This window comes from Flavobacterium hydrophilum, assembly GCF_003202405.1.
Classification (GTDB): Bacteria; Bacteroidota; Bacteroidia; order Flavobacteriales; family Flavobacteriaceae; genus Flavobacterium; species Flavobacterium hydrophilum.
Genome location: NZ_QJHL01000002.1, coordinates 162,311 through 188,094, shown reverse-complemented (window position 1 = coordinate 188,094; position 25,784 = coordinate 162,311). Strand labels below are relative to the sequence as shown.

The following is a 25,784-nucleotide window of genomic DNA, read 5'->3' as shown; positions in this document are numbered from 1 at the left end:
ACTTCTCTGTATGCTATTCTTTTTAAAAAACATAATATCACATAGCAATTTTAAGCCGCCATATGATATTATGCAATCTAACTAATTCAATAAATATTAATAACTGTCATTTTGTTCCGTTCCCGGATTATTATCTTTTTCTAATTGAGGAATTGGGAAAAACTCTCTTCCTGGTACGTACGAATTAAACTCTACATCTCTTGACTTTAACCAGGCTAATTTAGCCTCATCCTGTAGCCATCCCCAACGACGGATATCATCAAAACGGTGACCTTCGAGAGCAAATTCTAAAAATCTTTCATGACCAATTTGTTCTCTCATTTGTATTTGAGACATGTTTGGTTTTGCTGTTGCTAAATTTGGCAAATTAACTCTGTCTCTTACCATTTGAATATAAGTGTAGGCACCTGGAGTATCGCCAGTTTCGTTTAAACATTCTGCATACATTAAAAGGATGTCAGCATATCTTAACAAACGCTCATTGATTCCTGAACGCCAGTCAAATTCATCTGCAAAATTTCCATCAGAATTTTGATATTTTCTACAAAACAAATCATTAAGATCTCCCGGATTTGCTGCATATTGTGTTGCAAAATCTTTTCCGTACAATTGCATTCCTCCCGGTTTATTGTAAAACATCGTAGCATCTAAACGAGGGTCAACCTGATTCGAAACTGTTTTCTCTAATTGAAATTCATTAAATAATGCAAACGTAGGCTGTACATCTGTAAATCCAAATCCTCTTGGACCGTAGGTAATCGCTCGTGCAGAAGTTTTTCCCCATTCAGAAGCAGGAATACCTCCCCAACCTAGTGCAACACCAGCTGCTTCTCTGCTAAATTGTACTTCAAAAAGAGATTCTGAATTGTTTTCATTTGTATCTGTAAAGTTATCACGATAGTTAGCAACCAAAGAGTAAACCCCTAAATCTATTACCTGTTTAAAGGTTGTTCTGGCGTTAGGAAAATCTTTAGTAAACAAATAAGCTTTTCCTAAATATCCTAATGCAGCTCCTTTAGTTGCACGCCCTTTTATCGCATCTCCATTAGAATCCTTCGTGTCAATTCCATTTATTCCCTGATACGTAATTGGCAGTAATTCTGACGCAGATTTAAAGTCAGCAATTACCTGAGCCCAGCCTTCAGCTTCTGATTTTTGAGGATAAAATGTTGCCAATGTTGTAGGTACTGGAACTTTTTTGAACATATTTACGGCATGAAACAAGTACAATCCTCTTAAAAAATAAGCCTGTCCTAAAATTCTGTTTTTTAATGCTGCATCCGTAAAATTAATATTAGGAACATTTGTCAAAACCTGATTAGAGCGATAAATTCCCTGATAATAAGTTTCATATGCCCAGCCATAAATAGCGGCATCTGTAACATTGGAGTTAAAACGTCCAACGTTAGCCATCGCTCCCCATGGGCTGTTACTACGGGTATCATCTCCTTTTAAGTCTAATAAAAGGGGGGTACTTCTCATATAAGTACCATCTGTCAATAAACTTCCATAAGCTGCATTTACACCTTTTAAAGCATCTTCATCATTTTTCCAATAGGATGCTGCAGTTTCCACATTAGGATCCGCTTGTACTAAATCCTCATCATTTACACAGCTTGTCATTACTACAGAAAGTAAAAGGGAAATTGTGATATAATTATATATTTTATATTTCATTTTGATTCTTTTTTAAATGTTTTAGCTTAAAACTGTATTTCTACCCCTAAAGAGATAGTTCTTGGATTTGGGAAAGATCCAGCATCATATCCTCTTGATATTAATCCATCGTTACTGTTGAAATCAGGGTCATAACCTTTATATTTGCTAAGAATTAACAAATTCTGACCATTCACATATACATTAGCTTTTTGAATAAATTTATTTTCTTTTAATGGAATAGTATATCCAATTTGCATCGTTTGTAATTTTAAGTAATCACCATCTTCTATAAATCTATTGGAATCCCTTGCATTCCCATTAGGATCTCCGATTATCGGACGCGGTACGTTTGTATCTGTGTTGGTAGGGCTCCAGTAATTTAACATGTCTGTATGATGATTACCAAAATCTCCAATCATTAAATTGCGGTACATTGCGTTGAAAACTTTATGTCCCCCTGCACCTTGCCAAAACATTGAAAAATCAAAGTTTTTATATTCAGCACTGAAATTGAAACCATAACTGTATTTTGGAATTGTAACTCCCTGATACGTTCTGTCAGCATCTGTAATGGCACCATCACCATTCACATCTTTAAATTTCTGATCACCAATTCCTGCGTTACTCTGTGTTGGTGAAGATGCTAAATCAGCTGCATCCTGAAAAATACCGTTTGTTTCCCATGCAAAAATTTCACCTATTGACCTGCCCACTTCTGTTTTAGAAGCGGCACCATAGATTGGATTTCCGTTAATTCCTATCTGGGTAACTTCATTTTTCAAAGTTCCTAAATTGGCCGAGATATTGTATTTAAATTCATGATGACGATTGTTATACGTAGTTGTAAATTCTAAACCAGTATTTTTTACCGCTCCGGCATTGGTCACAACACTCGCTGGAAATGCTCCGGTAGAATAAGGTAATGGTACTCCAATTAATAAACCAGTAGATTTCTTTTCATAATATTCTCCTGTAAATTGCAGATCATTGTTAAAAAATCCTAATTCAAGAGCAACATTGGTTGTACTTGTGTTTTCCCAGCTTACATTTGGGTCTACTGCACTTACTACAGTTGTTCCCGGAGCTAATTCATTATTAAAATCATATCCGGCAAATTTATTAATTGTTGTGGTGTAAGCGTATGGCGCTATTGTGTTATTTCCTAACTCCCCATAACCACCTCGTAATTTTATTGTATTAAACCATTCTGGTAATTTTATAAATTTTTCACTGCTAATTTTCCAAGCACCTGAAAATGAGTAAAAATTTCCAGTATTATTTTCCGCGGCAAAAAGAGATGTTTTATCTTGTCTAAAGTTTCCGGTAACAAAATAGCGATCATCAAAAGAATAATTCAATCGGCTTAAATAAGAAATACCTGTAATTGTTCTATTATACTCTTTTGTACTTACACCTACTGTAGCATATTCTAACTGACTAATACTTCCATACTTATATCCTACTCCTTGCGAAAAATGATTATAATGATCTGTTCTTTCCTGAATCCAACCTGCTAAAGCATCAATTTTGTGCTTTCCAATCGCAATTTCGTAAGTCAATAAATTATTCAAAAAAGTTCTTGATTCATGACCTGTAGAAACATCTAGTGTTGCCTTATCTGCCTTAGTTGTATAATACCATCCTAAATCACTTTCCGGAACATATTTTCTATTTTGCCAGTCTACACGATCAAAACTCGCATCCAGTTTATATTTTAAGCCTTTAACAATTTCCAATTCTCCCCATATATCTCCTATAAAACGGTTTCTTTTTCCGTTATTGGTAATTAAATTATTAAATCCAATTACGTTCATCGAAATTGCTTTTTGAGTTAAAACATCTGTACCTCCATAACCTCCAAGCCTGTTAGCATCATAAACCGGCATTGTTGGAATAGCTCCTAATAAATCTGCAATTGCTGAAGCTCCTGACCAGCTATTAAAATTTTCTTTATCAGACTGAGTGTACCCTAATTTAGAACCGTATTTAAATTTTCCTTTTTTACCATATAAATTCAGGTTCATAGATAATCTTTCATAATCCTGTGGTGAATTTAAATAACTGGTATTTTGAAAATAATCCACATTCATATTGTATCCTAAGCTTTCAGCTCCACCATTAAAAGTTAAGGAATGGTTTTGAATTAGACCTGTTTGAAAGGCTTCGTCCTGCCAGTTGGTATCCACATTATTTATGTAATAAGGACTTGTCGGGTTATTACCCGGAGCAATATTGATTGGAACTCCCTGTCTAATATCCCTATTTCTTTCTGCTTCATTAGTGATTGTCTGATAACCCACTCTGTCTGTTAATGACCATTCTTTGGCTACATTTTGAAACCCGACAAGTGATTTGTATTTAATATCAAGCTTTCCTAATTTTCCTTTTTTAGTTGTAATAATGATAACTCCGTTAGCTCCACGAACTCCATAAATAGCTGCCGAAGATGCATCTTTTAAAACCTGCATAGACTCAATATCTCCAGGAGCAAAATCATAAGGAGAATCAACGATCATTCCATCAATTACAAAAAGAGGATTGTTATTTGTAAATGAATTGATTCCTCTGATCTTAATATTAACAAAACCTCCCGGCTCACCAGATGACTGAACTGTTACCCCGGCTACCTGACCTTGTAACATTTTTGCAGGATCATAAGTAATTGTTTTTTTAGCATCTTCCATGTTTACAACACTTATAGAACCGGTAAGATCCCCTTTCTTTTGTGTTCCATATCCAATTACAACCACTTCATTCAATTTATTGCTGTCTTCTCCTAAAGCAATATCAACCTTTGATTGATTTCCTACTGGTACTTCTTTATTTTGATATCCTATAAATGAAAAAACTAATACATCATTTGGTGATGCTTTAATCGAATACTGTCCGTCAAATCCGGTTGTGGTTCCGGTTTTGGTTCCTTTTATCGTAACATTTACTCCCGGCAAAGGCAACTTGTCCTGTGTCGAAGTAACAATTCCGCTAATCTCTTTGCCCTGAGCCGACATAAGATTAACAGAAAACACTAGCATAAATAATGCTATAAGCCATTCTTTTTTTGGTAACACGAAATTCCAATAAAGAAATAATTTTTGGTTTGTTATCATACTGGTTTTTTTAAGTTAGTTAGTGTATTATTATAAGTGTTAATTTTACATTTGTAAATTTAAGTAAAAAAAAAGCGCAAAAACAAATTAATCTCATAAAAAAAATGAATAAAAAAAATATATATCGTAATTTAAGTGTTAAATACACATTTAAAATTTGGTGTTTTTTTCAAAAAAAAGGTGTTTTAATGATTTTATTTGTGTAAAAACTACACTTTTGATTAAAAACCAACTTTTTAATCAAAAAAACAGTTGTTAAGAAAAAGTTATAAAGAATCGGTTTTTTGTCTGAAAAAAGAGGAAGAGAGAGCATTCCTGTAATAAAATACGCAACTAAAAAAGTTAATTTTTACTTAAAATCTATTTTTTCAAGAATAAAATAACCTCATTTTAGTATAAAAAAGATTTAATTGTACTTTTACACGTTTTTAAACAGAATTGAAACATAGATTTCTCTACTATTTTAGTAAGTGTAAAATCAACATTAATAAAATTATGAAACCTATTAGGAAGTTTATATATTTACCAATAAAATATAAAATATGCTAAACAGTTATAGCTCTGCGGATAAGGTTTTATTAGCAGTAGATTGTATCATTTTTGGATTTGACCATCAGGGGCTAAAAATACTTTTGATTAAAAGGGACTTTGAACCTGAGAGAGGAAAATGGTCATTAATGGGTGGCTTTTTAAAACGTGATGAAATATTAGACGATGCTGCCATCCGAATTTTGAATACCTACACCGGGTTACACGATATCTATATGGAGCAGCTGCATGCATACAGTGAAATAGATCGTGACCCTGTCGACCGAACTATTTCTGTTTCGTATTATGCCTTAATTAATATTGAAAACCATAATGAAGAACTGATCAAAAACTATCATGCAGAATGGTTTAGCATAGCGGATGCACCAAATCTTATTTTTGACCACAACGAAATGGTTCAGCATGCCATTAGAAGATTGCGCTACAGAACTTCGATAAAACCAATTGGATTTGAATTACTTCCTGAAAAATTCACCATGCGCCAATTGTTAGAATTGTATGAAGCAATTTTAAGTAAGGAACTGGACAAACGTAACTTTATCAGTAAGATCAATTCTTTGGAAATTTTAAATAAACTGGATGAAAAAGACATGCAGTCTTCCAGAAAAGGATCCTACTTATATACGTTCAATAAAGAAAAATATGAGGAAAAATTACTTAACGATTTCGTACTGAATTTATAAATCCAACTACAATTAGAAAAATCACGTTTTATTTTGTGACCCTATAAAAAGCAAAACCCTGAAAGCCACAAATTTTCAGGGTTTTTGCATTAAATAAAACTACTATTAAAAAACTAAACTAATTATTATATTGTATTTAACTATTTCCTTTTTGGTAATCTGCCAGGAAAGTAGCCAGACCAATATCTGTCAAAGGATGCTTCAGTAAACCTTCGATTGCACTCAATGGGCCTGTAATAACATCTGAACCAATTTTTGCACAATTAATAATGTGCATTACATTTCGAACAGAAGCCGCCAATATCTGAGTTTCAAAACCAAAATTGTCATAAATCAGTCTGATTTCTTCAATTAAATTCATTCCGTCTGTTGACACATCATCCAGTCTTCCTATGAACGGAGAAACATACGTCGCCCCGGCCTTTGCCGCCAGCAATGCCTGTCCTGATGAAAACACCAAAGTACAATTGGTTCTGATTCCTTTATTCGAAAAATATTTAATGGCTTTTACTCCGTCTTTTATCATCGGGATTTTTACCACGATTTGCGGGTGAAGGGCTGCAAGTTTTTCTCCCTCAGCGATCATTCCCTCAAAATCTGTTGAAATTACTTCGGCACTTACATCTCCGTCAACCAGTTCGCAGATTTTTATGTAATGATCAAGAATATTCTGTGCTCCGGTAATTCCTTCTTTTGCCATTAATGACGGATTTGTGGTAACACCATCTAAAACCCCAAGGTCATTGGCTTCTTTAATATCTTTTAGGTTTGCTGTATCTATAAAAAATTTCATGTCTTCTTTTTATTTTGATGAATTAAAAATTGTTTTGTTTTAAATATTTGCTGATTTCCTCAGCGGCGTTTTTACTGGTAAATCCGAATTTCTGATCTAGAACTGAAGCCGGAGCGGAATACCCAAAATGATCCAGACCAAATACTCTTCCGTTATTTCCAACCAAATTTTCCAGATTAACCGGAAGACCTGCTGTAAGTCCGAAAACCAATCCGTTTGTTGGGATAACGCTTTCCTGATATTCTTTTGGCTGTGACCTGAAAAGTCCCTCTGAAATTATCGATGCTACATTTATTTTTATATTAAATGTGTTTTCAAGTTCGCTTGCAGCATCGATCAATGTTGCTACTTCTGATCCGTTGGCAATTAAAGTGATATCAGGATTTTGAACCGATTTTACCAGATATCCTCCTTTTTTTGCCTGACCTGCCTCTTCAAATCTTGAATTTCCATTGACTGGAAGATCTTTAATATCTTGTCTGGAAAGAATTAAACCAGTTGGTGTTTTTTTGTTTTCAAGCGCCATTTGCCAGGCTACAGAAGTTTCAACAGCGTCTGCCGGACGTAAAGCCAGTAAACTTTGTTCTCCAGAGTGGTTTTTAATTTTTTCCAATAATCGAATTTGTGCTTCCTGCTCAATTGGCTGGTGTGTGGGTCCATCTTCGCCTACGCGGAAAGAATCGTGCGTCCAGACGTATTTTACCGGTAATTCCTGAATCGCTGCCAGACGAATGGCCGGTTTCATATAATCTGAAAACACAAAAAAAGTAGCTACAACCGGAATTACTCCTCCGTGAAGTGCGATTCCGTTGGCAATTGCAGCCATCGTTAATTCCGCAACACCCGCCTGTAAAAAGCCTCCGTTAAAATTATTTTTCTTCAAAACCGATGATTTTTTTAAGAAACCATCTGTCTTGTCACTATTAGATAAATCTGCAGAAGACACAATCATATTTTCAACGTTTTCTGCTAAATAGCCTAAAACTGCTGCAGAAGCATCACGTGTTGCAGCATTCGTTTTTTGTGCAATACTGCCAAAATCCAATTCAGGCAAATCTCCTGAGAAAAACTGCTGGATTTTTTGAGCCAATGCAGGATTTTGATTTTCCCAGGCTGCAATTTTTGATTTTCTATCGGCTGATTCTGCTGTCTTTTTGTTTAAAATTGCTCCGTAATGTGCTGCAACTTCTTCATAAACTGCAAATGAATCTTCAGTATTTGCACCTAAGTTTTGCAGTGTTTTATTAAAATCAGCTTTGGTTGCGCCAATAGGTTTTCCGTGCAGTTCGCATTGTCCTTCATACATTGATCCGTCTGCTGTCACACAACCTTTCCCCATAATGGTTCTTCCTATAATCAGAGTTGGTTTTTCTGTTTCATTATTGGCTTCGGTTAATGCTTTACGAATTTGTTCGTGGTCGTGACCGTCAATGGTCGTTACTTTCCATCCCCATGATTCGTATTTTAGGGCTGTATCTTCTGTGGTAACCTCATCTGTCATTGACGAAAGCTGTACATCATTAGAATCATAGAACATAATAAAATTGTTCAGTCCCAAATGTCCTGCTATACGACCGGCTCCCTGCGAAATTTCTTCCTGAACACCTCCATCGGTTATAAATCCGTAAATTTTATGATCAAATAAATTATCAAATCGTGCTGATAAAAATTTGGCTGCAATGGCTGCCCCAATACCCATTACATGTCCTTGCCCTAATGGCCCTGAGGTGTTTTCGATACCACGTTTTACATCAATTTCAGGATGTCCCGGCGTAACAGAACCCCATTGTCTGAAATTCTCTAAATCGGTTTTTTCATAATTCCCCAGCAAATGATATTGTGCATACATCAAAGCCGAAAGATGCCCTGCATCCATAAAAAAACGATCCCTGAAAATCCATTGCATATCGGTTGGATCGTATTTTAAATATTCGGTATATAAAATGTGAAGAAAATCTGCACCTCCCATAGCTCCTCCGGGATGGCCTGAATTTGCTTTTTCTACCATTGAGATCGCTAAAGCACGTATATTATCTGCCGATAACTGGTCTATTTTGTTGTTCATTCTTGGTTATTTTGTAAAGTTTTTGTGGTTTTTTTCAATAGATTTTTCGACTTGTAAATACCGGATTTGAAATCAAAATAATTTCAAAAATGATTAGGCAGAAACAAATCAAATAATAAGTGTAAAATTTACATTTACAAATGTATGTAAAATAATTTCACAAAAACAAAAAATATTTTATATATTTTTTTTACTAAATCTTTAATGATTTATCAAACAGACACAAAATAAGATGTCATTTAAGCAACAACACAAGGGAAACGGATTAAATTTAAATTTTATATTTTTCTGAAAAATGTTGAAAAAAACCACCATATAATGTTTTTAAGAATCTATCTTAACTAAAAAAGGTCCAATTCTAACCTTATAGAATTGGACCCTTTTTATACAAATCAACTATTTTAAATTAAAAAATAGCCCCTTTAATTTTTTCGCGTATCGTCTTTTTGTAATCTTTAGGATAAGTTCTGGTTCCCATAAAAATATCTGTCATCGCATTGGATAAAACAGGACCGTAGTTTTTGGCAACAAAATTACGCAACACTCTTTTGCTGTAGAAAATTTTGGCTAAAGTAACCCCGGATTTTATCTCGGGTAAAATGCCGTTTTCTAATTTTTCATGATACAATTCTGAAGATCTTGCGGGATCAAGTTTACCTTCTATAATAGACTCCGCTGCCAGGACACCGCTTAATATGGCGTTTGAAATACCTTCGGCAAGAACAGGGTCGGCAAATCCTGCTGAATCTCCAATTAAAAAAACATTTTTTCGAACAAAAGTATCTGTTCTTGGAGAAACCGGAATTACAAATCCGTGAGCGTCTTCGTTTACAATTTCTGTAATTCCTAACGTTTTTAAATAGGCTGTGTAATATTTTTTCAAATCAAGCTTCTGGTTCGCTTTAGTTAAAATACAAACTCCTACAGATAAATGATTTTTTTTAGGAAAACACCAGCCATAACCATTTGGAATGGCATCTACATCAAAACGGACGTTTTTTGATAATCTTTCAAAATCAGCCAAAGGAACTTCTATCTCGTATTCTAAAGCCGGAATAACAGTTCGGGTTTCTTCCCATCCTGCCATTTTAGCTATCGGACTTAATGCGCCATCTCCGGCAATAATAAATTTTGCCTGTACATCTCCCTCAGAAGTATGGATCGTTTGAATTTCTCCGAAAGTAATATTGGTAACTTTATGGTTCTGCAAAAGGGTAACACCATTTTCTTTTGCTTTTTCTACAATCAGATTATCAAAAGCATCACGCATAATCATAGTAATTATGGGTTTATCTCTTTTTGTCGTAAGCTTGATGGTTGTGTTTGAAAAATAAGTATCCACTTCATAGAATTCTTTTTCAACGACGGATGATACATCAAAAGGAATATTTTTTCTTCCTCTGTGAACCAAACCACCACCACACGTTTTATATCTTGGCAGAATTTCTTTTTCAATTATGACCGTCGTAATTCCGCTTTTCGATAATTCAAAAGCGGCAGAAGCTCCGGCCGGACCACTTCCAATGATGGCCACATCAAATACTTTCATTGTTTTTTTTTCAAAACTAAAGGAATCATTCTAAAAAACAAAATTTTGACTGTCCGATAATAATTTTAAAAAGTTATGCAATGGCTAAATCAATTAAAGCTTAAAGTGAATTTCGCATAATTAAGGAACACTTGTTTTCTATCTGCTCATTTTTTCCTTTAAGAACCATCTCTGCCAGAATTTTTCCCATGGCTTCAAAATGGGTTGAAATGGTAGTGATTCCGTTTGCCACCACTTTTTTCAGAGGGGTTTCATTATAGGAAATAATACCAAAATCGGTTCCTAATTTCAGATTTTGATTTCTGGCTTCTTCAATTACTCCTACCAAATCCCGATCATTTGGAATCACATATAAATCTCCAATTGCAATTTCATGGTCGGTAAACTGAGTAATAATTTCGTAATCAAAATGATGTTCTGTACAAAAATTCTCAAATCCGGTTTTCATACCTAATGGCTCTCTGAATCCGGGAAAAATTAAAATCAGTTTTTTGTACTTATTTATCCTTGATTTTCCTTTATATAGTCCTTCAAAAATATCTTTTTGATGATTTTGATAAATGGCCGGATACGATTTTAATTCATCGTTTATCTGATCTAAAACAATCACTTCGTTTACTGGTAGGGTTTTTATCGAATCGATTATATCCGTTAAATTGGTAGGCATAATGATATATTTGGTATAATTCCCATTACTATCATTAATCAGCTTTTTAAAAACCGGAACATTGAAATGATGAAAAAAAATATCGACCTGAACATCTTTTCCAATATTTTTTAAAAATGAATTATAAATGTCTTCTTTGAAAATATTTAACTCGTCAAAAAGTAAAAAAATCTTCTGTCTGATACTGGTTTCAACGCTTTTAACGTAATATCCTTTGCCTGGAATGGCATAAATTATCCCTCTCTTTTTAAGTTCGTCATAGGCTTGCAAAACCGTATCCCGGGACAAAGAAAAGCTCAGGCACACCTTATTTACAGAAGGCAGACGATCTCCTTTTTTTAGTTTTTCATCGTCGATAGCCTTTTCTATTGAGAGAATTATCTGCCTATACTTTGGCAGACCTAAATTGTTTTGAATAGAAATAAGATTCATCAGAAAAAGGTTTTTTTTGTGCAATATACAAAAACTGGTAGGTACTGGTATACAACTCTGCAGAATATTTCTACTTTTGGATTTCATTTTTTGTAAAAATTATATGGATTTAAAACACATATCACATTTTCAGGACAAATCTTCATCAAAATTATTTGGTTTAATGCCTGATAACGAAGAAATTCTTTCTTTTGAATTATCCAATAAAAACGGCATGAAAGTTCAGATTATTAATTATGGTGCAACTGTAACTTCATTGCAGGTACCGCTTTCAACAGGAAAACTTGTTGATGTGGTGTTAGGCTTTGATTCATTAGAGTCTTATCTAAAATCATATGATCTGCCAAGCGCTCCTTATTTTGGAACAACAGTTGGTCGTTATGCCGGAAGGATCAGTAAAGGTGCTTTTTCATTAAATGACAAAACATTTCAGCTGAATACCAATAATAACGGAAACGCACTACATGGCGGAAATATTGGTTTTGGAAGAAAAGTGTGGCAGGTTGCTGATTTAACTTCAGGCGAAAACCCGTCTATAACTTTAAGTCTTCTGAGTGAAGATTCAGAAGAAAATTATCCGGGAGAGTTGCATGTATTTTTAACCTATACTTTGACGGAAGACAATGAATTAAAACTGGAGTATAAAGCAACAACTACTGAAGACACGGTAATTAACCTGACCCATCACAGTTATTTTAATCTGGATGGCCATGATTCGACTGTTTTAAATCAAAGTATGTTTATAGATGCTGAAAAAATTGTGGAAGCAGGTTCAGATAATATTCCAACCGGAAATTTTACTGATCTTTCCAACCATGATTTTGATTTCAGAAAACCTAAAAAATGCCCTGCAACTATTGATACTTCATTCGTTCTTGAACCAAAAGATACTATTGTGGCTCAATTATTCAGTTCGAAAAACAATCTGCAAATGAGCGTTTACACAGATCAGCCAAGTGTACATATATATGTAGGCGGAAATTGTTTTGATATCTTAAAAGGAAAAGAAGAGGCCACCTATCATCCGTCAAGCGGAATTTGCTTTGAGACTCAAAATTTTCCTGATGCACCTAATAAGAAACATTTTCCAAATTCAGTTTTGAAAAAAGGCGAAGAATACCATCAAAAAACAGTTTATAAATTTGAAAATATAAACTAAATATTAGTAAACAACTACACAAGATTAATAGAAATAATGAACGAGATTTTAATACAAAATACCACTGCTTTTTTTGAAAAATCATTCGGGAAAGCCCCTCAAAAAATTGTACTTTCTCCGGGGAGAATCAATATTATAGGCGAGCATGTCGATTATAATGACGGTTATGTTTTACCGGCAGCAATTGATAAAGTTATTTGTTTTGCCTTTGAGAAAAGCAATTCTAAAACTTCAAAAATTATCGCCATCGATTTAAATGAAGAATTTGAAATTGACCTGACTCAAAAAATTGAATTAAGTGATGTTGTCTGGACCAATTATATCCTTGGCGTTATCAAACAATTGCAGGATAATGGATTTTCTTTCGATGGTTTCAATTGTGTTTTCAGCAGTAATATTCCGGTTGGTTCAGGATTATCGTCATCTGCAGCTTTAGAATGCGGAATGATTTTCGGAATCAAAGAATTATTCGATTTGAAAATTGAAAAAGTAGATATTGCATTATTAGGACAAAAAGCAGAACACTGGGTAGGTATTAATTGCGGTATTATGGATCAGTTTTCAAGCGTTCACGGACTTGAAAACAAAGTAATAAAATTAGACTGTAACACATTGGAATTTGAATATCACAATGCTGATTTCAAAGATTATTCACTGGTTTTGTTTGACAGTAATGTAAAACACTCGCTTTTTACCTCAGAATACAACAACAGAAGATTAGAGTGTGAAGAAGGACTTTCAATCATCAAAAATCATTATCCGGAAATCAAAACGTTCAGGGATTGTACTGAAGAACAGGTTTTAAGTCTTAAGGATAAAATGTCTGAGGTTGTTTTCAGAAGAGTACATTTTGTCGTAAAAGAAATTCTACGCGTTACTCAGGCTTGTGAGGCTTTAGACAATGGAAATATTGAACTTTTAGGCCAATTGCTTTTTGATACCCACGACGGATTATCTAAAGATTATGAAGTTAGCTGCCCGGAATTAGATTTTATTGTAGAGCAGGCTAAAAAAGAAGAAGCTGTTGTTGGTTCCCGATTAATGGGCGGCGGTTTTGGAGGCTGTGCGATTACTTTAATTAAAAAAGGAAACGAAAACAGGGTCAAAGAAGCATTTACCAGCCTTTATTTTGATACATTTGGAATTGATTTAAAAATTTATGATGTGAAGGTCTCAAACGGAACATCACTTTATACCACAAATTAAGAATGAGAAATTTTGATATTAATGAAGATCCGCACAGACGTTACAATCCATTATTAAACGAATGGGTTTTAGTTTCTCCTCATCGTGCAAAAAGACCATGGCAAGGTCAGAATGAAACTATTTCTACAGAAAAATTACCGGAATACGATCCAACCTGTTATTTATGTCCGGGAAATGTTCGTGCCAATGGTGTAAATAACCCAAATTACGAAAGTTCATTTGTTTTTGAAAATGATTTTGCCGCTATGAAGCAGGATGAAATCATGTTCGAAGACGACATCAAACAAACTTTTTTTAAGGCACAGCCGGAAAGAGGGATTTCCAGAGTAGTTTGTTTTTCGCCAAGACACGATCTTACTTTACCGGAAATGGAAGTTGAAGGCATTGAAAATATTATCCGTACCTGGCAAAAAGAATATACCGATTTAGGCAATATTGACTATATCAACCACGTTCAGATTTTTGAAAATAAAGGAAGTGTTATGGGATGCAGCAATCCGCATCCGCACGGGCAAATCTGGGCTCAGTCTTCTTTGCCGACACAGGTTGAAAAAACACAAAAAAGCCTAAAAGATTATTTTATTAAAAACAACCGCAATCTTTTACAGGATTATCTTAAGGCCGAATTAATAAAAGAAGAGCGTATTGTAATCGAAAATGATCATTTTGCAGCATTGGTGCCATTCTGGGCAATCTGGCCTTACGAAACGATGATCATCAGTAAAAGACATATCACCAGAATTACCGAGTTTACAGCAGAAGAAGTGACCTCTTATGCCACTATCCTGAAACAGCTGACGACGAAGTACGACAATCTTTTCAACACTTCATTCCCTTATTCATCAGGAATCCATCAGGCTCCTACGGATGGTGGAAAGCATGAAGAATGGCAGTTTCATATGCACTTTTACCCACCATTGTTGCGTTCTGCTACAGTAAAAAAATTCATGGTTGGATATGAAATGCTGGGTGAATCACAGCGTGATATTACACCTGAAAAAAGTGCTGCCGTTTTAAGAGAGCAATCGGATATACATTATAAAAACAAATAAGATGAAAATAGTCGTTACTGGCGGGTTAGGTTTTATTGGCTCACACACCGTTGTAGAATTACAAAACGAAAATTTCGAAGTAATTGTAATAGACAATCTTTCCAATTCTTCAATTGAAGTTTTAGATGGTATTGAAAGAATTACAGGTAAAAAACCACTTTTTGAACAAATTGATTTAAGAGATAAAACAGCCGTTCAGAATTTCTTCAAAAAATATGATGATGTTTCAGGGGTGATTCATTTTGCGGCTTCAAAAGCTGTGGGTGAAAGCGTTCAGAATCCTTTGTTATATTATGAAAACAATATAAGCTCATTGGTTTACATTCTTCAGGAATTAAACAAAAAACCGGAAGCAAACTTTATATTCAGTTCTTCCTGTACGGTTTACGGTCAGGCAGAAAAGATGCCTATTGCAGAATCAACCCCTATCCAGCCGGCAATGTCGCCTTACGGAAATACCAAACAAATTGGCGAGGAAATCATTACTGATGTCACTAAAGTAAGCAATCTTAATGCTATTTTACTTCGTTATTTTAATCCGGTTGGAGCACATGAATCAAACGAAATTGGTGAATTGCCGCTTGGAGTTCCGCAAAATTTAGTTCCTTTTATTACACAGACCGGTGTTGGATTACGAAAAGAATTATCCGTTTACGGAAATGACTATCCTACTCCGGACGGAACTTGTGTGCGGGATTATATCCACGTAGTAGATCTGGCAAAAGCACATGTTATTGCGATGCAAAGACTGGTAAACAAAACCAATACAGACAAATTGGAGATTTTCAATTTAGGGACCGGAAAAGGAAGTACTGTGCTTGAAGTAATCACCGCATTCGAAAAAGCAAGTGGTCAAAAACTACCTTATAAAATCGTAGACCGAAGAGAAGGTGATGTTACAGAAGCTTATGCAAATACAGACAAAGCTAATAATGTTCTGGGGTGGAAAACACAGTTATCACTTGATGATGCAATCTCAAGTGCCTGGAAATAGGAACAAAAGATCAGACAATAAAATATAGAAATTGTATCTTTTTGTTACAAATGTAAAAAATACATTTATTTGTATTGTCCGTAACTATTTTTACTTTACTTTTGATTTTCAATTTGCTAAAAAAACGGCGAAATTAAAATACATATCGTATTTTTTTCGAATTAAAAGAATAAATTAATTAGTTTCGTAACCATTCTAAGTTATTTTTCACATTGACATCAAAATAAATTTAAAACTATCAAAAATCACTTATATTAATTTCAAATATTACTAACAAATGAGCCAGAACCTTGCTTTTGCAGATTATGCAGTATTTATTATTTATTTTCTCGTGGTATCGATTTACGGATACACGATTTATCGCAAACGCGAAAAAAACGAACACGATGCTAAGGCGTATTTCCTTGCAGAGGGAACTCTTACATGGTGGGCGATTGGAGCTTCATTAATTGCTTCAAACATTTCAGCAGAACAATTTATCGGAATGAGTGGAGAGGGATTCTTCCTTGGAATTGCTGTTGCGGCCTACGAATGGCTTGCTGCTGTTGCCTTAATTATTGTAGCAGTTTGGTTTATTCCTGTATATCTTAAAAATAAGATTTACACCATGCCACAATTCTTAAAAACACGTTACAACGAGTCTACAGCCTTAATCATGGCGGTTTTCTGGTTGTTTTTGTATGTTTTTGTAAACCTTACTTCTATTTTATATTTAGGAGCAGTTGCTATCAATGGATTAGCAGGAGGAGAATATCTTCATGCTATCATGATTGGTTTGGCAGTTTTTGCTTTAATCATCTCTTTAGGAGGAATGAAAGTTGTGGCGTATACTGACGTAATTCAGGTAGCGGTTTTAATCATTGGAGGTTTGGTTACTACCTATATTGCCTTGACTGTTGTAGCAGAACATTTTGGTTTTGGAAAAGATGCCCTTGCCGGTTTCAGTTTATTAATGGAAAAAGCACCGGAGCATTTCAAAATGATCATTGACAGACCTACTGCGAGTTCTTCTCAACTTGAAATTGATAAATATTTAACTTTCCCGGGATTAATGTCATATTTGGCTGGTATCTGGATTATCAATCTTAACTATTGGGGTTGTAACCAATACATCACACAAAGAGCTTTGGGTGCTGACTTGCAAACTGCCCGTAATGGTATTTTATTCGCAGGATTCTTAAAATTATTAATGCCGCTTATCGTAATGTTGCCAGGTATTGCAGCTTATGTTTTATATCAAAATGGTGGTTTACCACAATTGATTGGTGGAAAAGACGGAGCTTATTCAGCAATGTTAACTTTCCTTCCAACAGGTTTAAAAGGATTATCAGTAGCCGCTTTAACTGCAGCTATCGTAGCATCATTAGCAGGTAAAGTAAACAGTATTTCTACTATTTATACATTAGACGTTCACAAAAAATACATCCAAAAAAGTGCCAGCGACAGACATCAGGTAAACATTGGTAGATACGCAGTTTTCGCAGCGATGCTTTTAGCAGTTTTATTTACATGGAATGACGTTCTTGGAATTGGTGGTGTTGGTGGATTTACGTATATCCAAAAATATACAGGATTCATTAGCCCTGGTGTATTCGCGATGTTCTTCCTTGGTATGTTCTGGAAAAGAACTACAGGTACAGCTGCTATTGTAGGTGTAATTGCAGGTTTCTTATTATCTGTTTTATTCAATGAATTTGCTCCTGCATTATTCGGAAATGAAACTTTATTATACACGGCCTGGCCAAACGGAAAAGGTGGATTTGAAATCCCTTTCCATATCTGTATGGGATTATCATTTGTGTTTACTATGCTTCTTATGATTGCCATAAGTTTTGCAGGACCAAAAGTAAATCCAAAAGCATTCGAATTGGATAAAACAATGTTCAGATTAAAACCACAAACTACTGTACTAATTGTAATCACATTATTGATTATAGCTGCATTGTACGCTAAGTTCTGGTAAAAAATATATTTTCAATTAATGAAAAGGTCTGAAACTAAAATTTAGTTTCAGACCTTTTTTTTTGCTTAACCACTAATTATTCTAACATAATTTTTTTATAAGTGTAAATTTCACAAATATCACTAAATTCAGGTATTACCCATTGTTTTTTTTAACTCTATTTTTACGCCCTTATTATTTTTAAAGTTAAAAAAATTGAAATTCATTTATTATTTTACTAATACATTAAATATTCTGTTGTTATTTACTGTTATTATTGTAACACTCGTTAATACCGAATGTTTTTACACCTCAACAGCTGTTGCTTATTACGGATTTTGTATCACTGTTTTTCTCTTTACAATTATCTCTTTTTTTTCTCCTGCCCAAAAAGATTTTAAATTTAAAACACCTGTTGTTTTATTCGGAATATTGAGTATGTATGTCTTATGCAATTATATGACAAATAAAGCCACACTAGTTTTTACCATTTATAGTATTGCTCTCTATTTTCTATTTATTAGCGCAACTCGTATTTTTAGCAAAACTGACTTCAAATTGAGGCAATTTTTAATGGGAGTTGCAGGAATTGCTATAATGGAATCTTTGTATTGTCTTCTCCAATTTTTAGGCATATTCAAAAGTGAAAACAAATTTTTCGAAGTTACAGGCAGCTGGAATAATCCCAATGTCGCAGCTATCTTTTTAGCACTTACGGTACCAATTTTTCTATACCTATTTCAGACCCGATACAGGAAATTATTCTTAACAGGCTTTTTGTTTTTGCCAATTGCAATGCTACTGCTTAAATGTCGAACAGCCTTTATTGGAACCATTTTATCAATACTTGTCTTCTATAGCTTAGAGTATAAGTTAGCAGATTGGTTAAAAAACAAGAAAAACAGCATTACCGTCAAAGCGGTATTTATCTTAGCAATAATGATCGGTTTTGCTTTAAGTTCAAGTTTATATAATGCAAAAAAAGATTCTGCCGATGGACGGAAATTTATATGGAAAGTATCTACACAAATGGCTACCAAAAAACCGTTAACGGGTTATGGCTACGGTTATTTTGAGAAAGAATACAATTTATATCAGGCAAACTATATTCAAAAAGGAAAAGCAACTACCGAAGAATTAGTCAATGCCGGACCTGTGATCATGCCTCATAATGAAATACTACAGAATGCGGTTGAAGGTGGGAGCATCGGTCTTCTGTTAATTTCTCTGTTTTTTGGTTCTTTACTTTTTAGCTTAAAACAAAGAAACAGAATAAATCAAGATGATATCAATCCTGATAATGATTTACAGACCAACAGTTTTTTCAATTTAGCCTATGCTGGAGTAGTAGCTTTTATAACAATGTCAATGGTGAATTCTACCATGCAAATTGTACCTGTAATGTGCATGGGAATAATCTATGCCTCCATTATTTGCAGCACTTTAAAAAATTCACAGTTTTCTCTATATCTTATTTTCATTGAAAAAAACAGGGCATTTCCTATCCTTACTAAAATTGTAGTGGCTTCAGTCAGTTTGTATGCATCTTATCTGATTTTTGGAATGGCTTCAGCTGACTTACAAAACAAAAAAGCGAAACTGTCAAAAGAAGCAGGGCATTATGAACAAGCCTTACAAATCATATCTCCTTTAGAGATTTCCTTACAGGAAGATCCTAACTATTGGAAAAACTATGGTGCCATTTATTTTGAAAAACAATTATACCAAAAGTCTTTAGACTGTTTTCAAAAAGCAAGAGCATTAAGCTCGTTACCGGATATTTATTTAGGAACCGGGATTTGTTATGAAAGACTAAAACAATATCCGCAGGCGGTTAAGCAATACGAAATACTTAGTGCTTTATATCCGATAAAATTTTCTTATCGAATGAGACTTCTAAAAGGGTACCTAAAAAACCAAGAAACTTCTAAAGCAGCCGCTCTGGCAGAGGAAATTATTCAGCTTCAACCAAAAATACCATCCGAAAAAGTGAATCAGTATAAAAAAAGGTGTCAGATTTTGTTAAAAAATTTAGAGAGGACAAAATTCACACAAAAGCAATAAACCAAAGATCGATAATGAATTAAAGTATAAAAATTAAAATAAATAATATGTATGATAAAAAAACTACCAAAATAAATATATCCCAATATTCTGTTCTTCGAATTTCGGGAATCCTGAAAATCGCATTCTTCCTAATTCCTTTTTTAACTCAGGCACAATATCCTGCTTCTGTTGAAACAAATCTGAAAAAAGCCGGAGCTAATAGACCCGAACTTGAAAAAGCCTTACAATATGCTGATAAAACCGGTGACAACCAAAAAATAAAAGCAATGCAGTTTTTGATTGCCAATATGGATATTCATTCTTCATCTGATTATTATTGGGAAGATACTAAAGGAAACAAAATCGGTTATAACGAGTTAGATTACCCTGATTTTCTCCAGGCACAAACTGCTTTTGCAGCAATCAAAGAAAAAAATACCGACATCAAACCCAAACCTGTTATTTACAAAGATATCGAAAACATCAAGAGTGAATTTTTAATTGAAAATTTAGAAAATGCTTTTAAAGCATGGAGATCATCTGCAATAACAACAACTTCATTTGATGATTTTTGCGAATATATTTTACCATATAGAGTAAGCGTAGAACCAGTGCAGGACTGGCGCAGTACTTATGCTGATAAATTTAAATGGATAAACGATAAAATTACTGACAGGGGTTTTCAATCCACCTTACCTTATGTCAAAGATGATCAAGACATCTGGTTTGTTAACAACTGGAAAGAAAAACGCAGCGAACCTTTGCCAAGATTAGGCAGCCTTCAATTGCTTTTCCGCAAACAGGGACCCTGCTCAGATATTGCCAGCATGAATGTATTTACCATGCGTTCGCAAGGTATCGCAGCAGCAGTCAATATCATTCCGTTTTGGGCAACTGCAACAGAAGGTCACTATACCAATACATTTTTTGATGAAAATAGACAAATGCTTAATTGCGATTACGGGACAAAGGATTTTCGCCAGAACCTGGCAAGGGAACCTGCCAAAGTAATACGTCTTACGTATTCTAAAAATCCTGAAACATTAGCCAGTTTCGAAGATATAAGCAATATACCGAAAGGCTTCCTGCAACAGCAAAATTACATTGATGTAACCAATGATTTCTGGGAAACTACAGATGTTAGATGTCCATTATATCCAACAGAAAACCATCCTGAAATTGTATATGCAACCACTTTTAACGGATTGGCATGGAGACCTTTCTGGTGGGGGAAAACAGCTAATAACGAAACTGTTTTTACAAAACTGTGTAAACAAACAGTCATTATCCCTCAATACTATAACAACGGCAAATTAACACCTGCAGGTGCTCCGGTTGTTGTTGGCAATACTACCACAAAGGTACTGCAACCTGACTTTGCACAAACCAGCGAGGTTGTTATAGCAGAAAAAGAAAAATACCTGAAATTTAAACTCGGCATCACCTACCAGCTTTTGTACTGGGATAACAAATGGAAAATATTGGGAAAACAAACAGTAACAAGCCCTATAACAGAAATGAAGTTTGAAAAAGTCCCTAAAAATGCCTTGTTCCTATTTTTAGCGGGAGACTCCAAAGGTTTGGAACGTCCTTTTATCATAGAGGACAATGGCGAACGATTTTGGTTCTAACAGCGTTAGCACATTATACAGATAAAAAAACTGCAAAATCTTAGATCAATTTATACTATTCAAAATAACAAAAAAATGAAAACACTATTCCAAATTTTGCTATTACTGCCTATTTTAAATATAGCGCAGGTAAGTCCTAATGTCAGCAAGCGATATCCGGCACATATTATATATAAAATAGACGAAGTAACCTCAAAAGTAAATTTGAGTGAAGACCAGCAAATTAGGATTGCTAAGAAATTCATCAAAACAGATAGTATCGTAAATGCTGGGTTAGCTGCTGGCACCTCTGCAGATCAATTAAAAAATGATTACACTATTGATAAAACGTTTCTAAAAAACATATTGTCTATTGAAGAGATGGAGCAATATGCTTATGAAATGGATAAAGACAATCGATTTTTGATAGCCTTAAAATTCACACTCGAATTAAAACTCGAATCTACACAAATCAATAAAATACGCCAATTAAATGATTCCTTGGAGAATAGCCCTAAAAAATCAACTAAAGTAATTCTCCAGTTTCAAAATCGAAAACTATCTACAATCCTAAATCAAAATCAATATTCGCAAATAATCAATTTTTCGTATAAAGACGAATCTATTGCGGAAACTAAAAGCGATTGGGCAAGGATTGAAAAACTAAAAATAAATATTCCTGGAAAGGAACAGGAAGAATACCAGCAAATAAAAGACTATCATTTTAATAAAAATGGTTATCTGGACAAAAAAGCAGAACGATTTGAAAAAAAGAAACAGGATTTCCTGAGCCTGAAAGCAACACTTATGGAGCCACCTATATTGATTAGAGCTAAAATCCTTTCAGACCAAAAACACGCTAATAATAAATATGCTTCGGTAGTTAAATTTGAAAAAGAACTCGACCTGACAAAAAATCAAATTGACACACTGCTAGCTAAATATGTTGCATTTGAAAAAATCATAATTGAAAATAAAGAAAACGATTTAAAGGGAAGCTTAACCCCTCCCAAACCATTACCCTCAGAATTTGACAATATAACCAAAATTATAACCCCTGAACAATTCACTAAGTGGCTCACTTTGAAAAATAAAAATGAAGCAATAAAAAAAGCAAATCAAAGCTGGTCTGCATTAGAATCAGAAGGGCTGACTAAAAATGCAGACAAACAAAAACTAATGCCTGAACTGGCTACTTACCACCTGAAATTATTGATTGCATTGGAAAAAAACAAAAACTGGAAAACTTCTGAAACCCGTTTTCTGGTTCGTGATGTTGAACAAAAAAAACCTGAAATATTAGTGCAATTGGATGCCATAAAACGAAGCAAAGCAAAAAGTGAAAATGCCAAAAATGCTTTAGCGTGGTAAAGTTTGCGAACCTATAAAGCATAAATTCTCGTTGGAACGCATAATTATTTAACCTCAATATATAATCAAATGAAGAAAATTACCCAAAAAGGAGTATATTTATTGTTGCTCCTAAGTAGTATGCTCGGAAACTCTCAGGAATCCCCGGATACTAGCAAATCATTAATAAAGGCGAGGCTTCAGCTCGTAAAAGGAAGCAAAGACTATAATCCGGAAAAAGCAATAGCCAGTTACACTGAACTTGCATCCCAAGGCAATCCAGTGGCCATGAATGCACTGGGGCTTATCTACACCAAAGGCACTGGAATATCTGTAAATGAACAAGAAGGAATAAAATGGCTTGAAAAAGCAGCGCAGGCAGGTTATGCTAAAGCCTGGTACAATCTCGGAATAGTATACCAGGAAGGTATAAGTGTCCCGGCAAATCCCTTAAAGACAATACAGTATTTTGAAAAAGCTGCCACAGCAGGGTATGGTTCTGCTTATACTGCATGGGGGCGAATGCTAATGAAAGGAAACGGAGTTCCTCAGGATTATCCTCTTGCGATGAGTATTTTTAAACAAGGTGCTGAAAAAGGAAATTCACATTGTAGTTATTTACAAGGCTATTTGTACTATAAAGGCTTTGGCTGCACACAAGACTATAGCATTGCCATACAGCATTTTGAAATTGCCATACAAAAAAACAATCCTTGGGCAATGTACATGTTGGGACTGTGTTACCGCAATGGTTATGGAGTAGATATCAATTTGGAGAAAGCAAAAAACTACCTCAGCAGATCAGCTGCAATGGGTGTAAAACCATCTCAAATGGAACTTGATGATCCGGAGGCTGAAAACCATAGTCCAAATCAGACCAAAACCATTTCGGCTCCTATTGGTGAAGTCATAACCATTAACGAAACTGAAGCTCCTGAAACATTCAAAAAGGTCAAACAGGTTCCTATTACAACTGATATTTCCGGCAATTACACCGGTTATGCATTACGCTATGACTTTAGTGGACAAAATATCTTAAGTAAAACTTTATTGCAGATAGATTTAAATCAGGATGGTAAAGCATTAAATGGCGAATGGAAAGAAATTGATGGCGATACTGTTACTTTTAAGGCCCACATCCAGGAGGATGCCATTGTATTTAAGGATTCTAAAATAGACCGCACCGAGCATTTTTACAAAGGCAATCTTAATAGGTATGAATTTAAAAATGCCACACTGCAATTACTGCAAACCGATGAATCGCTGTTTATTGTAGGCAACCTGCAATTCTATAACATCAAAGAACGTGAGAATGAAAAACCCATGTATCTGATTTTAGAGAAAAAACAAACCAGAACAAGCGAAGTTCAGCAAGTCATTTCTTCTGTAGCCATATACCCTAATCCTGTAGTAACAGACTTTAGCCTTAGTTTCGATTTAGCAAAACCTGCAGACGTAGGAGTGAGCATCTATTACATTACAGGCAGGGAACTCTACACCCAGCAATGGAAAAACCTGGAGCAAGGAACACAAACCAGAACTCTTTCGTTAAATGCTCCTGCGGGATATTACGTATTGAGACTGACTTATGGCACAGAAGTAAAAACGACTATTTTAATTAAAAAATAACAGCGATGAGAAAGAAATATTATATTTTAGCATTTACGTTCTTATCCTTATTAATAGGGCAAAATAGTTTTGCACAAATCACTGACGGGGATCATGATAATAATTCCGGACTAGGTGAAGATGGGTATTATAATGGCTCTGGAGAAACTTGGGAGGATGAAAATGGCAGACTTTGGGCTCAGGATTCAGATGGTCGAATTTATGCAGACATAAATGAAGACGGTATTCTGGATCGTGATGAAGTGATTTATTACGAAGGCTCAGACTCAACTGAAACAGGCTCTTCCGGAAGTGATACAAATAACGGTTCAGGTGGATCATTTTCTGGTTGGGGCGGGGGCACATCTGGGGGATCATCAACAGGAGACAATGACGGTAATAATGATGTAGCTAGTAACGACAATTATTATTATTCAATTGATAGTTCTGGTAATATAGTAAGATGGAATTTTGTTCCTACACCTTATATTGCCGGACCTTATCCCGAGGACTGGACTACATCTGAAGTAGATTTGAACTCATATAATCCTTATGATAATACTATAGAAATAAATTCACCTTCAGGTGTAGATCTATTAACATATGAAAATAAACCATACGGAAAGATAGATTCGGATGGCAATGTTACAATATTAGCAAGGGACGGTACGTACAAATCACCTTCAAAATTAAATCCACAAGACGACAAGGACAGGGCTAACCTTTCCAAGTTTGCTGTATACTTAGCAAGAAAATTAGATGGTGCAAACAAAGCCATTAAAATTACCACTGCCAAATACACTGAGCTAGCATCAGAAACTGCTGCCTACACACGTACACCACCCGGAACTCACATATATTTAAACTCAAACGGTGGTTTTAACAAATATCTGGATAATGTGAATGACTTTAAAAGTATTTTAAAACATGAAATATTTCATGTGGATGATAATAATTATAAAAAAGAACATCCAAATTTCGTACCTAAACACTTTTTAGAAACTCATGCCGATGTATATATAAAAGCAGCAAAAGATCCTTCATACAAAGATACAAGTCTTGGTTTTAGAATTGAAAATGCCGGTTCTTTTGCCAATTATTTATTAAATATGGATAAAAGCGTAGTGCCTGGTTATACAAGGGATTTAATTGCAAAAAAAATAGACGAATTTAATAAAAATGATACAGATGTTAAAGTTAAAATTTATGATCTTTATCAACAAAGAGGTGGTCTAAAACTAGTAATAGGATGGGGAAGTAAAGGAGAAACAACTGATTTAATAGAAATGACTTTACTCGATAACTAAAACATT

The 25,784-nt window shown here is 34.6% G+C and carries 17 protein-coding genes; 11 read left to right on the top strand and 6 right to left on the bottom strand.

All coding sequences use genetic code 11. The annotated features are described in order from the left end of the window. Window positions 1-96 precede the first annotated feature (96 nt). Together DMB68_RS09970 and DMB68_RS09965 are read right to left on the bottom strand one after the other, a co-directional pair. On the bottom strand, window positions 97-1,677 hold the full coding sequence (locus DMB68_RS09970; protein ID WP_110346548.1) for a RagB/SusD family nutrient uptake outer membrane protein: 1,581 nt from the start codon (window positions 1,675-1,677) through the stop codon (window positions 97-99). Between the two features lie 26 nt (window positions 1,678-1,703). Beyond that, window positions 1,704-4,766, bottom strand: a complete 3,063-nt coding sequence (locus DMB68_RS09965; RefSeq protein ID WP_110346547.1) for a SusC/RagA family TonB-linked outer membrane protein — start codon at window positions 4,764-4,766, stop codon at window positions 1,704-1,706. 542 nt (window positions 4,767-5,308) lie between these two features. Between DMB68_RS09965 and DMB68_RS09960 the strand changes: the two genes are divergently transcribed. Continuing rightward, window positions 5,309-5,998, top strand: a complete 690-nt coding sequence (locus DMB68_RS09960; protein ID WP_110346546.1) for an NUDIX hydrolase — start codon at window positions 5,309-5,311, stop codon at window positions 5,996-5,998. Window positions 5,999-6,134: 136 nt separating this feature from the next. Here DMB68_RS09960 and fsa read toward each other — a convergent pair whose 3' ends face one another. The 4 genes from fsa to DMB68_RS09940 form a co-directional block, all read right to left on the bottom strand. After that, window positions 6,135-6,791: a fructose-6-phosphate aldolase gene (fsa, locus tag DMB68_RS09955; protein WP_031453962.1), complete on the bottom strand. Its 657-nt coding sequence runs from the start codon at window positions 6,789-6,791 to the stop codon at window positions 6,135-6,137. A 22-nt stretch (window positions 6,792-6,813) separates the two neighbouring features. Next, window positions 6,814-8,856, bottom strand: a complete 2,043-nt coding sequence (locus tag DMB68_RS09950; protein WP_110346545.1) for a transketolase family protein — start codon at window positions 8,854-8,856, stop codon at window positions 6,814-6,816. Between the two features lie 406 nt (window positions 8,857-9,262). Beyond that, window positions 9,263-10,405, bottom strand: coding sequence for a geranylgeranyl reductase family protein (locus DMB68_RS09945; protein ID WP_110346544.1), 1,143 nt, complete (start codon window positions 10,403-10,405; stop codon window positions 9,263-9,265). 100 nt (window positions 10,406-10,505) lie between these two features. Beyond that, window positions 10,506-11,504: a GntR family transcriptional regulator gene (locus DMB68_RS09940; RefSeq protein ID WP_110346543.1), complete on the bottom strand. Its 999-nt coding sequence runs from the start codon at window positions 11,502-11,504 to the stop codon at window positions 10,506-10,508. A 103-nt stretch (window positions 11,505-11,607) separates the two neighbouring features. On the opposite strand from DMB68_RS09940, the gene DMB68_RS09935 reads away from it, so the two are divergent. The 10 genes from DMB68_RS09935 (at window position 11,608) to DMB68_RS09890 (ending at window position 25,778) form a co-directional block, all read left to right on the top strand. Beyond that, the gene (locus tag DMB68_RS09935) at window positions 11,608-12,663 is read left to right on the top strand and encodes an aldose epimerase family protein (protein ID WP_110346542.1); all 1,056 of its coding nucleotides are present in this window, start codon (window positions 11,608-11,610) and stop codon (window positions 12,661-12,663) included. A gap of 36 nt (window positions 12,664-12,699) precedes the next feature. After that, window positions 12,700-13,869 carry a galactokinase gene (galK, locus tag DMB68_RS09930; RefSeq protein ID WP_110346541.1) on the top strand — a complete coding sequence of 390 codons (1,170 nt, stop codon included), beginning with the start codon at window positions 12,700-12,702 and terminating at the stop codon, window positions 13,867-13,869. 2 nt (window positions 13,870-13,871) lie between these two features. Beyond that, a complete protein-coding gene (locus DMB68_RS09925) occupies window positions 13,872-14,921 on the top strand; it encodes a UDP-glucose--hexose-1-phosphate uridylyltransferase (protein ID WP_110346540.1) in 1,050 nt (349 codons plus the stop codon). A gap of 1 nt (window position 14,922) precedes the next feature. Continuing rightward, entirely contained in the window at window positions 14,923-15,915 is a 993-nt protein-coding gene (galE, locus tag DMB68_RS09920; protein WP_110346539.1) for a UDP-glucose 4-epimerase GalE, read from the top strand. Window positions 15,916-16,192: 277 nt separating this feature from the next. Further along, complete coding sequence (locus DMB68_RS09915) at window positions 16,193-17,878, top strand: sodium/sugar symporter (protein ID WP_110346538.1); 1,686 nt, start codon at window positions 16,193-16,195, stop codon at window positions 17,876-17,878. Between the two features lie 537 nt (window positions 17,879-18,415). Continuing rightward, on the top strand, window positions 18,416-19,921 hold the full coding sequence (locus DMB68_RS09910) for an O-antigen ligase family protein (RefSeq protein WP_165830118.1): 1,506 nt from the start codon (window positions 18,416-18,418) through the stop codon (window positions 19,919-19,921). A 47-nt stretch (window positions 19,922-19,968) separates the two neighbouring features. Continuing rightward, entirely contained in the window at window positions 19,969-21,534 is a 1,566-nt protein-coding gene (locus tag DMB68_RS09905) for a transglutaminase domain-containing protein (protein ID WP_110346536.1), read from the top strand. A gap of 75 nt (window positions 21,535-21,609) precedes the next feature. Then, window positions 21,610-22,884: a hypothetical protein gene (locus DMB68_RS09900; RefSeq protein WP_110346535.1), complete on the top strand. Its 1,275-nt coding sequence runs from the start codon at window positions 21,610-21,612 to the stop codon at window positions 22,882-22,884. Window positions 22,885-22,953: 69 nt separating this feature from the next. Next, window positions 22,954-24,492, top strand: a complete 1,539-nt coding sequence (locus tag DMB68_RS09895; protein ID WP_110346534.1) for a T9SS type A sorting domain-containing protein — start codon at window positions 22,954-22,956, stop codon at window positions 24,490-24,492. A 5-nt stretch (window positions 24,493-24,497) separates the two neighbouring features. Further along, window positions 24,498-25,778 carry a hypothetical protein gene (locus DMB68_RS09890; protein ID WP_110346533.1) on the top strand — a complete coding sequence of 427 codons (1,281 nt, stop codon included), beginning with the start codon at window positions 24,498-24,500 and terminating at the stop codon, window positions 25,776-25,778. Window positions 25,779-25,784: the final 6 nt, after the last annotated feature.

Excerpts from the sequence above, each read along its gene's own strand:
- DMB68_RS09970 (WP_110346548.1), bottom strand. The coding sequence starts at position 1,677 with ATGAAATATAAAATATATAATTATATCACAATTTCCCTTTTACTTTCT.
- DMB68_RS09965 (WP_110346547.1), bottom strand. The coding sequence starts at position 4,766 with ATGATAACAAACCAAAAATTATTTCTTTATTGGAATTTCGTGTTACCA.
- DMB68_RS09960 (WP_110346546.1), top strand. The coding sequence starts at position 5,309 with ATGCTAAACAGTTATAGCTCTGCGGATAAGGTTTTATTAGCAGTAGAT.
- fsa (WP_031453962.1), bottom strand. The coding sequence starts at position 6,791 with ATGAAATTTTTTATAGATACAGCAAACCTAAAAGATATTAAAGAAGCC.
- DMB68_RS09950 (WP_110346545.1), bottom strand. The coding sequence starts at position 8,856 with ATGAACAACAAAATAGACCAGTTATCGGCAGATAATATACGTGCTTTA.
- DMB68_RS09945 (WP_110346544.1), bottom strand. The coding sequence starts at position 10,405 with ATGAAAGTATTTGATGTGGCCATCATTGGAAGTGGTCCGGCCGGAGCT.
- DMB68_RS09940 (WP_110346543.1), bottom strand. The coding sequence starts at position 11,504 with ATGAATCTTATTTCTATTCAAAACAATTTAGGTCTGCCAAAGTATAGG.
- DMB68_RS09935 (WP_110346542.1), top strand. The coding sequence starts at position 11,608 with ATGGATTTAAAACACATATCACATTTTCAGGACAAATCTTCATCAAAA.
- galK (WP_110346541.1), top strand. The coding sequence starts at position 12,700 with ATGAACGAGATTTTAATACAAAATACCACTGCTTTTTTTGAAAAATCA.
- DMB68_RS09925 (WP_110346540.1), top strand. The coding sequence starts at position 13,872 with ATGAGAAATTTTGATATTAATGAAGATCCGCACAGACGTTACAATCCA.
- galE (WP_110346539.1), top strand. The coding sequence starts at position 14,923 with ATGAAAATAGTCGTTACTGGCGGGTTAGGTTTTATTGGCTCACACACC.
- DMB68_RS09915 (WP_110346538.1), top strand. The coding sequence starts at position 16,193 with ATGAGCCAGAACCTTGCTTTTGCAGATTATGCAGTATTTATTATTTAT.
- DMB68_RS09905 (WP_110346536.1), top strand. The coding sequence starts at position 19,969 with ATGTATGATAAAAAAACTACCAAAATAAATATATCCCAATATTCTGTT.
- DMB68_RS09900 (WP_110346535.1), top strand. The coding sequence starts at position 21,610 with ATGAAAACACTATTCCAAATTTTGCTATTACTGCCTATTTTAAATATA.
- DMB68_RS09895 (WP_110346534.1), top strand. The coding sequence starts at position 22,954 with ATGAAGAAAATTACCCAAAAAGGAGTATATTTATTGTTGCTCCTAAGT.
- DMB68_RS09890 (WP_110346533.1), top strand. The coding sequence starts at position 24,498 with ATGAGAAAGAAATATTATATTTTAGCATTTACGTTCTTATCCTTATTA.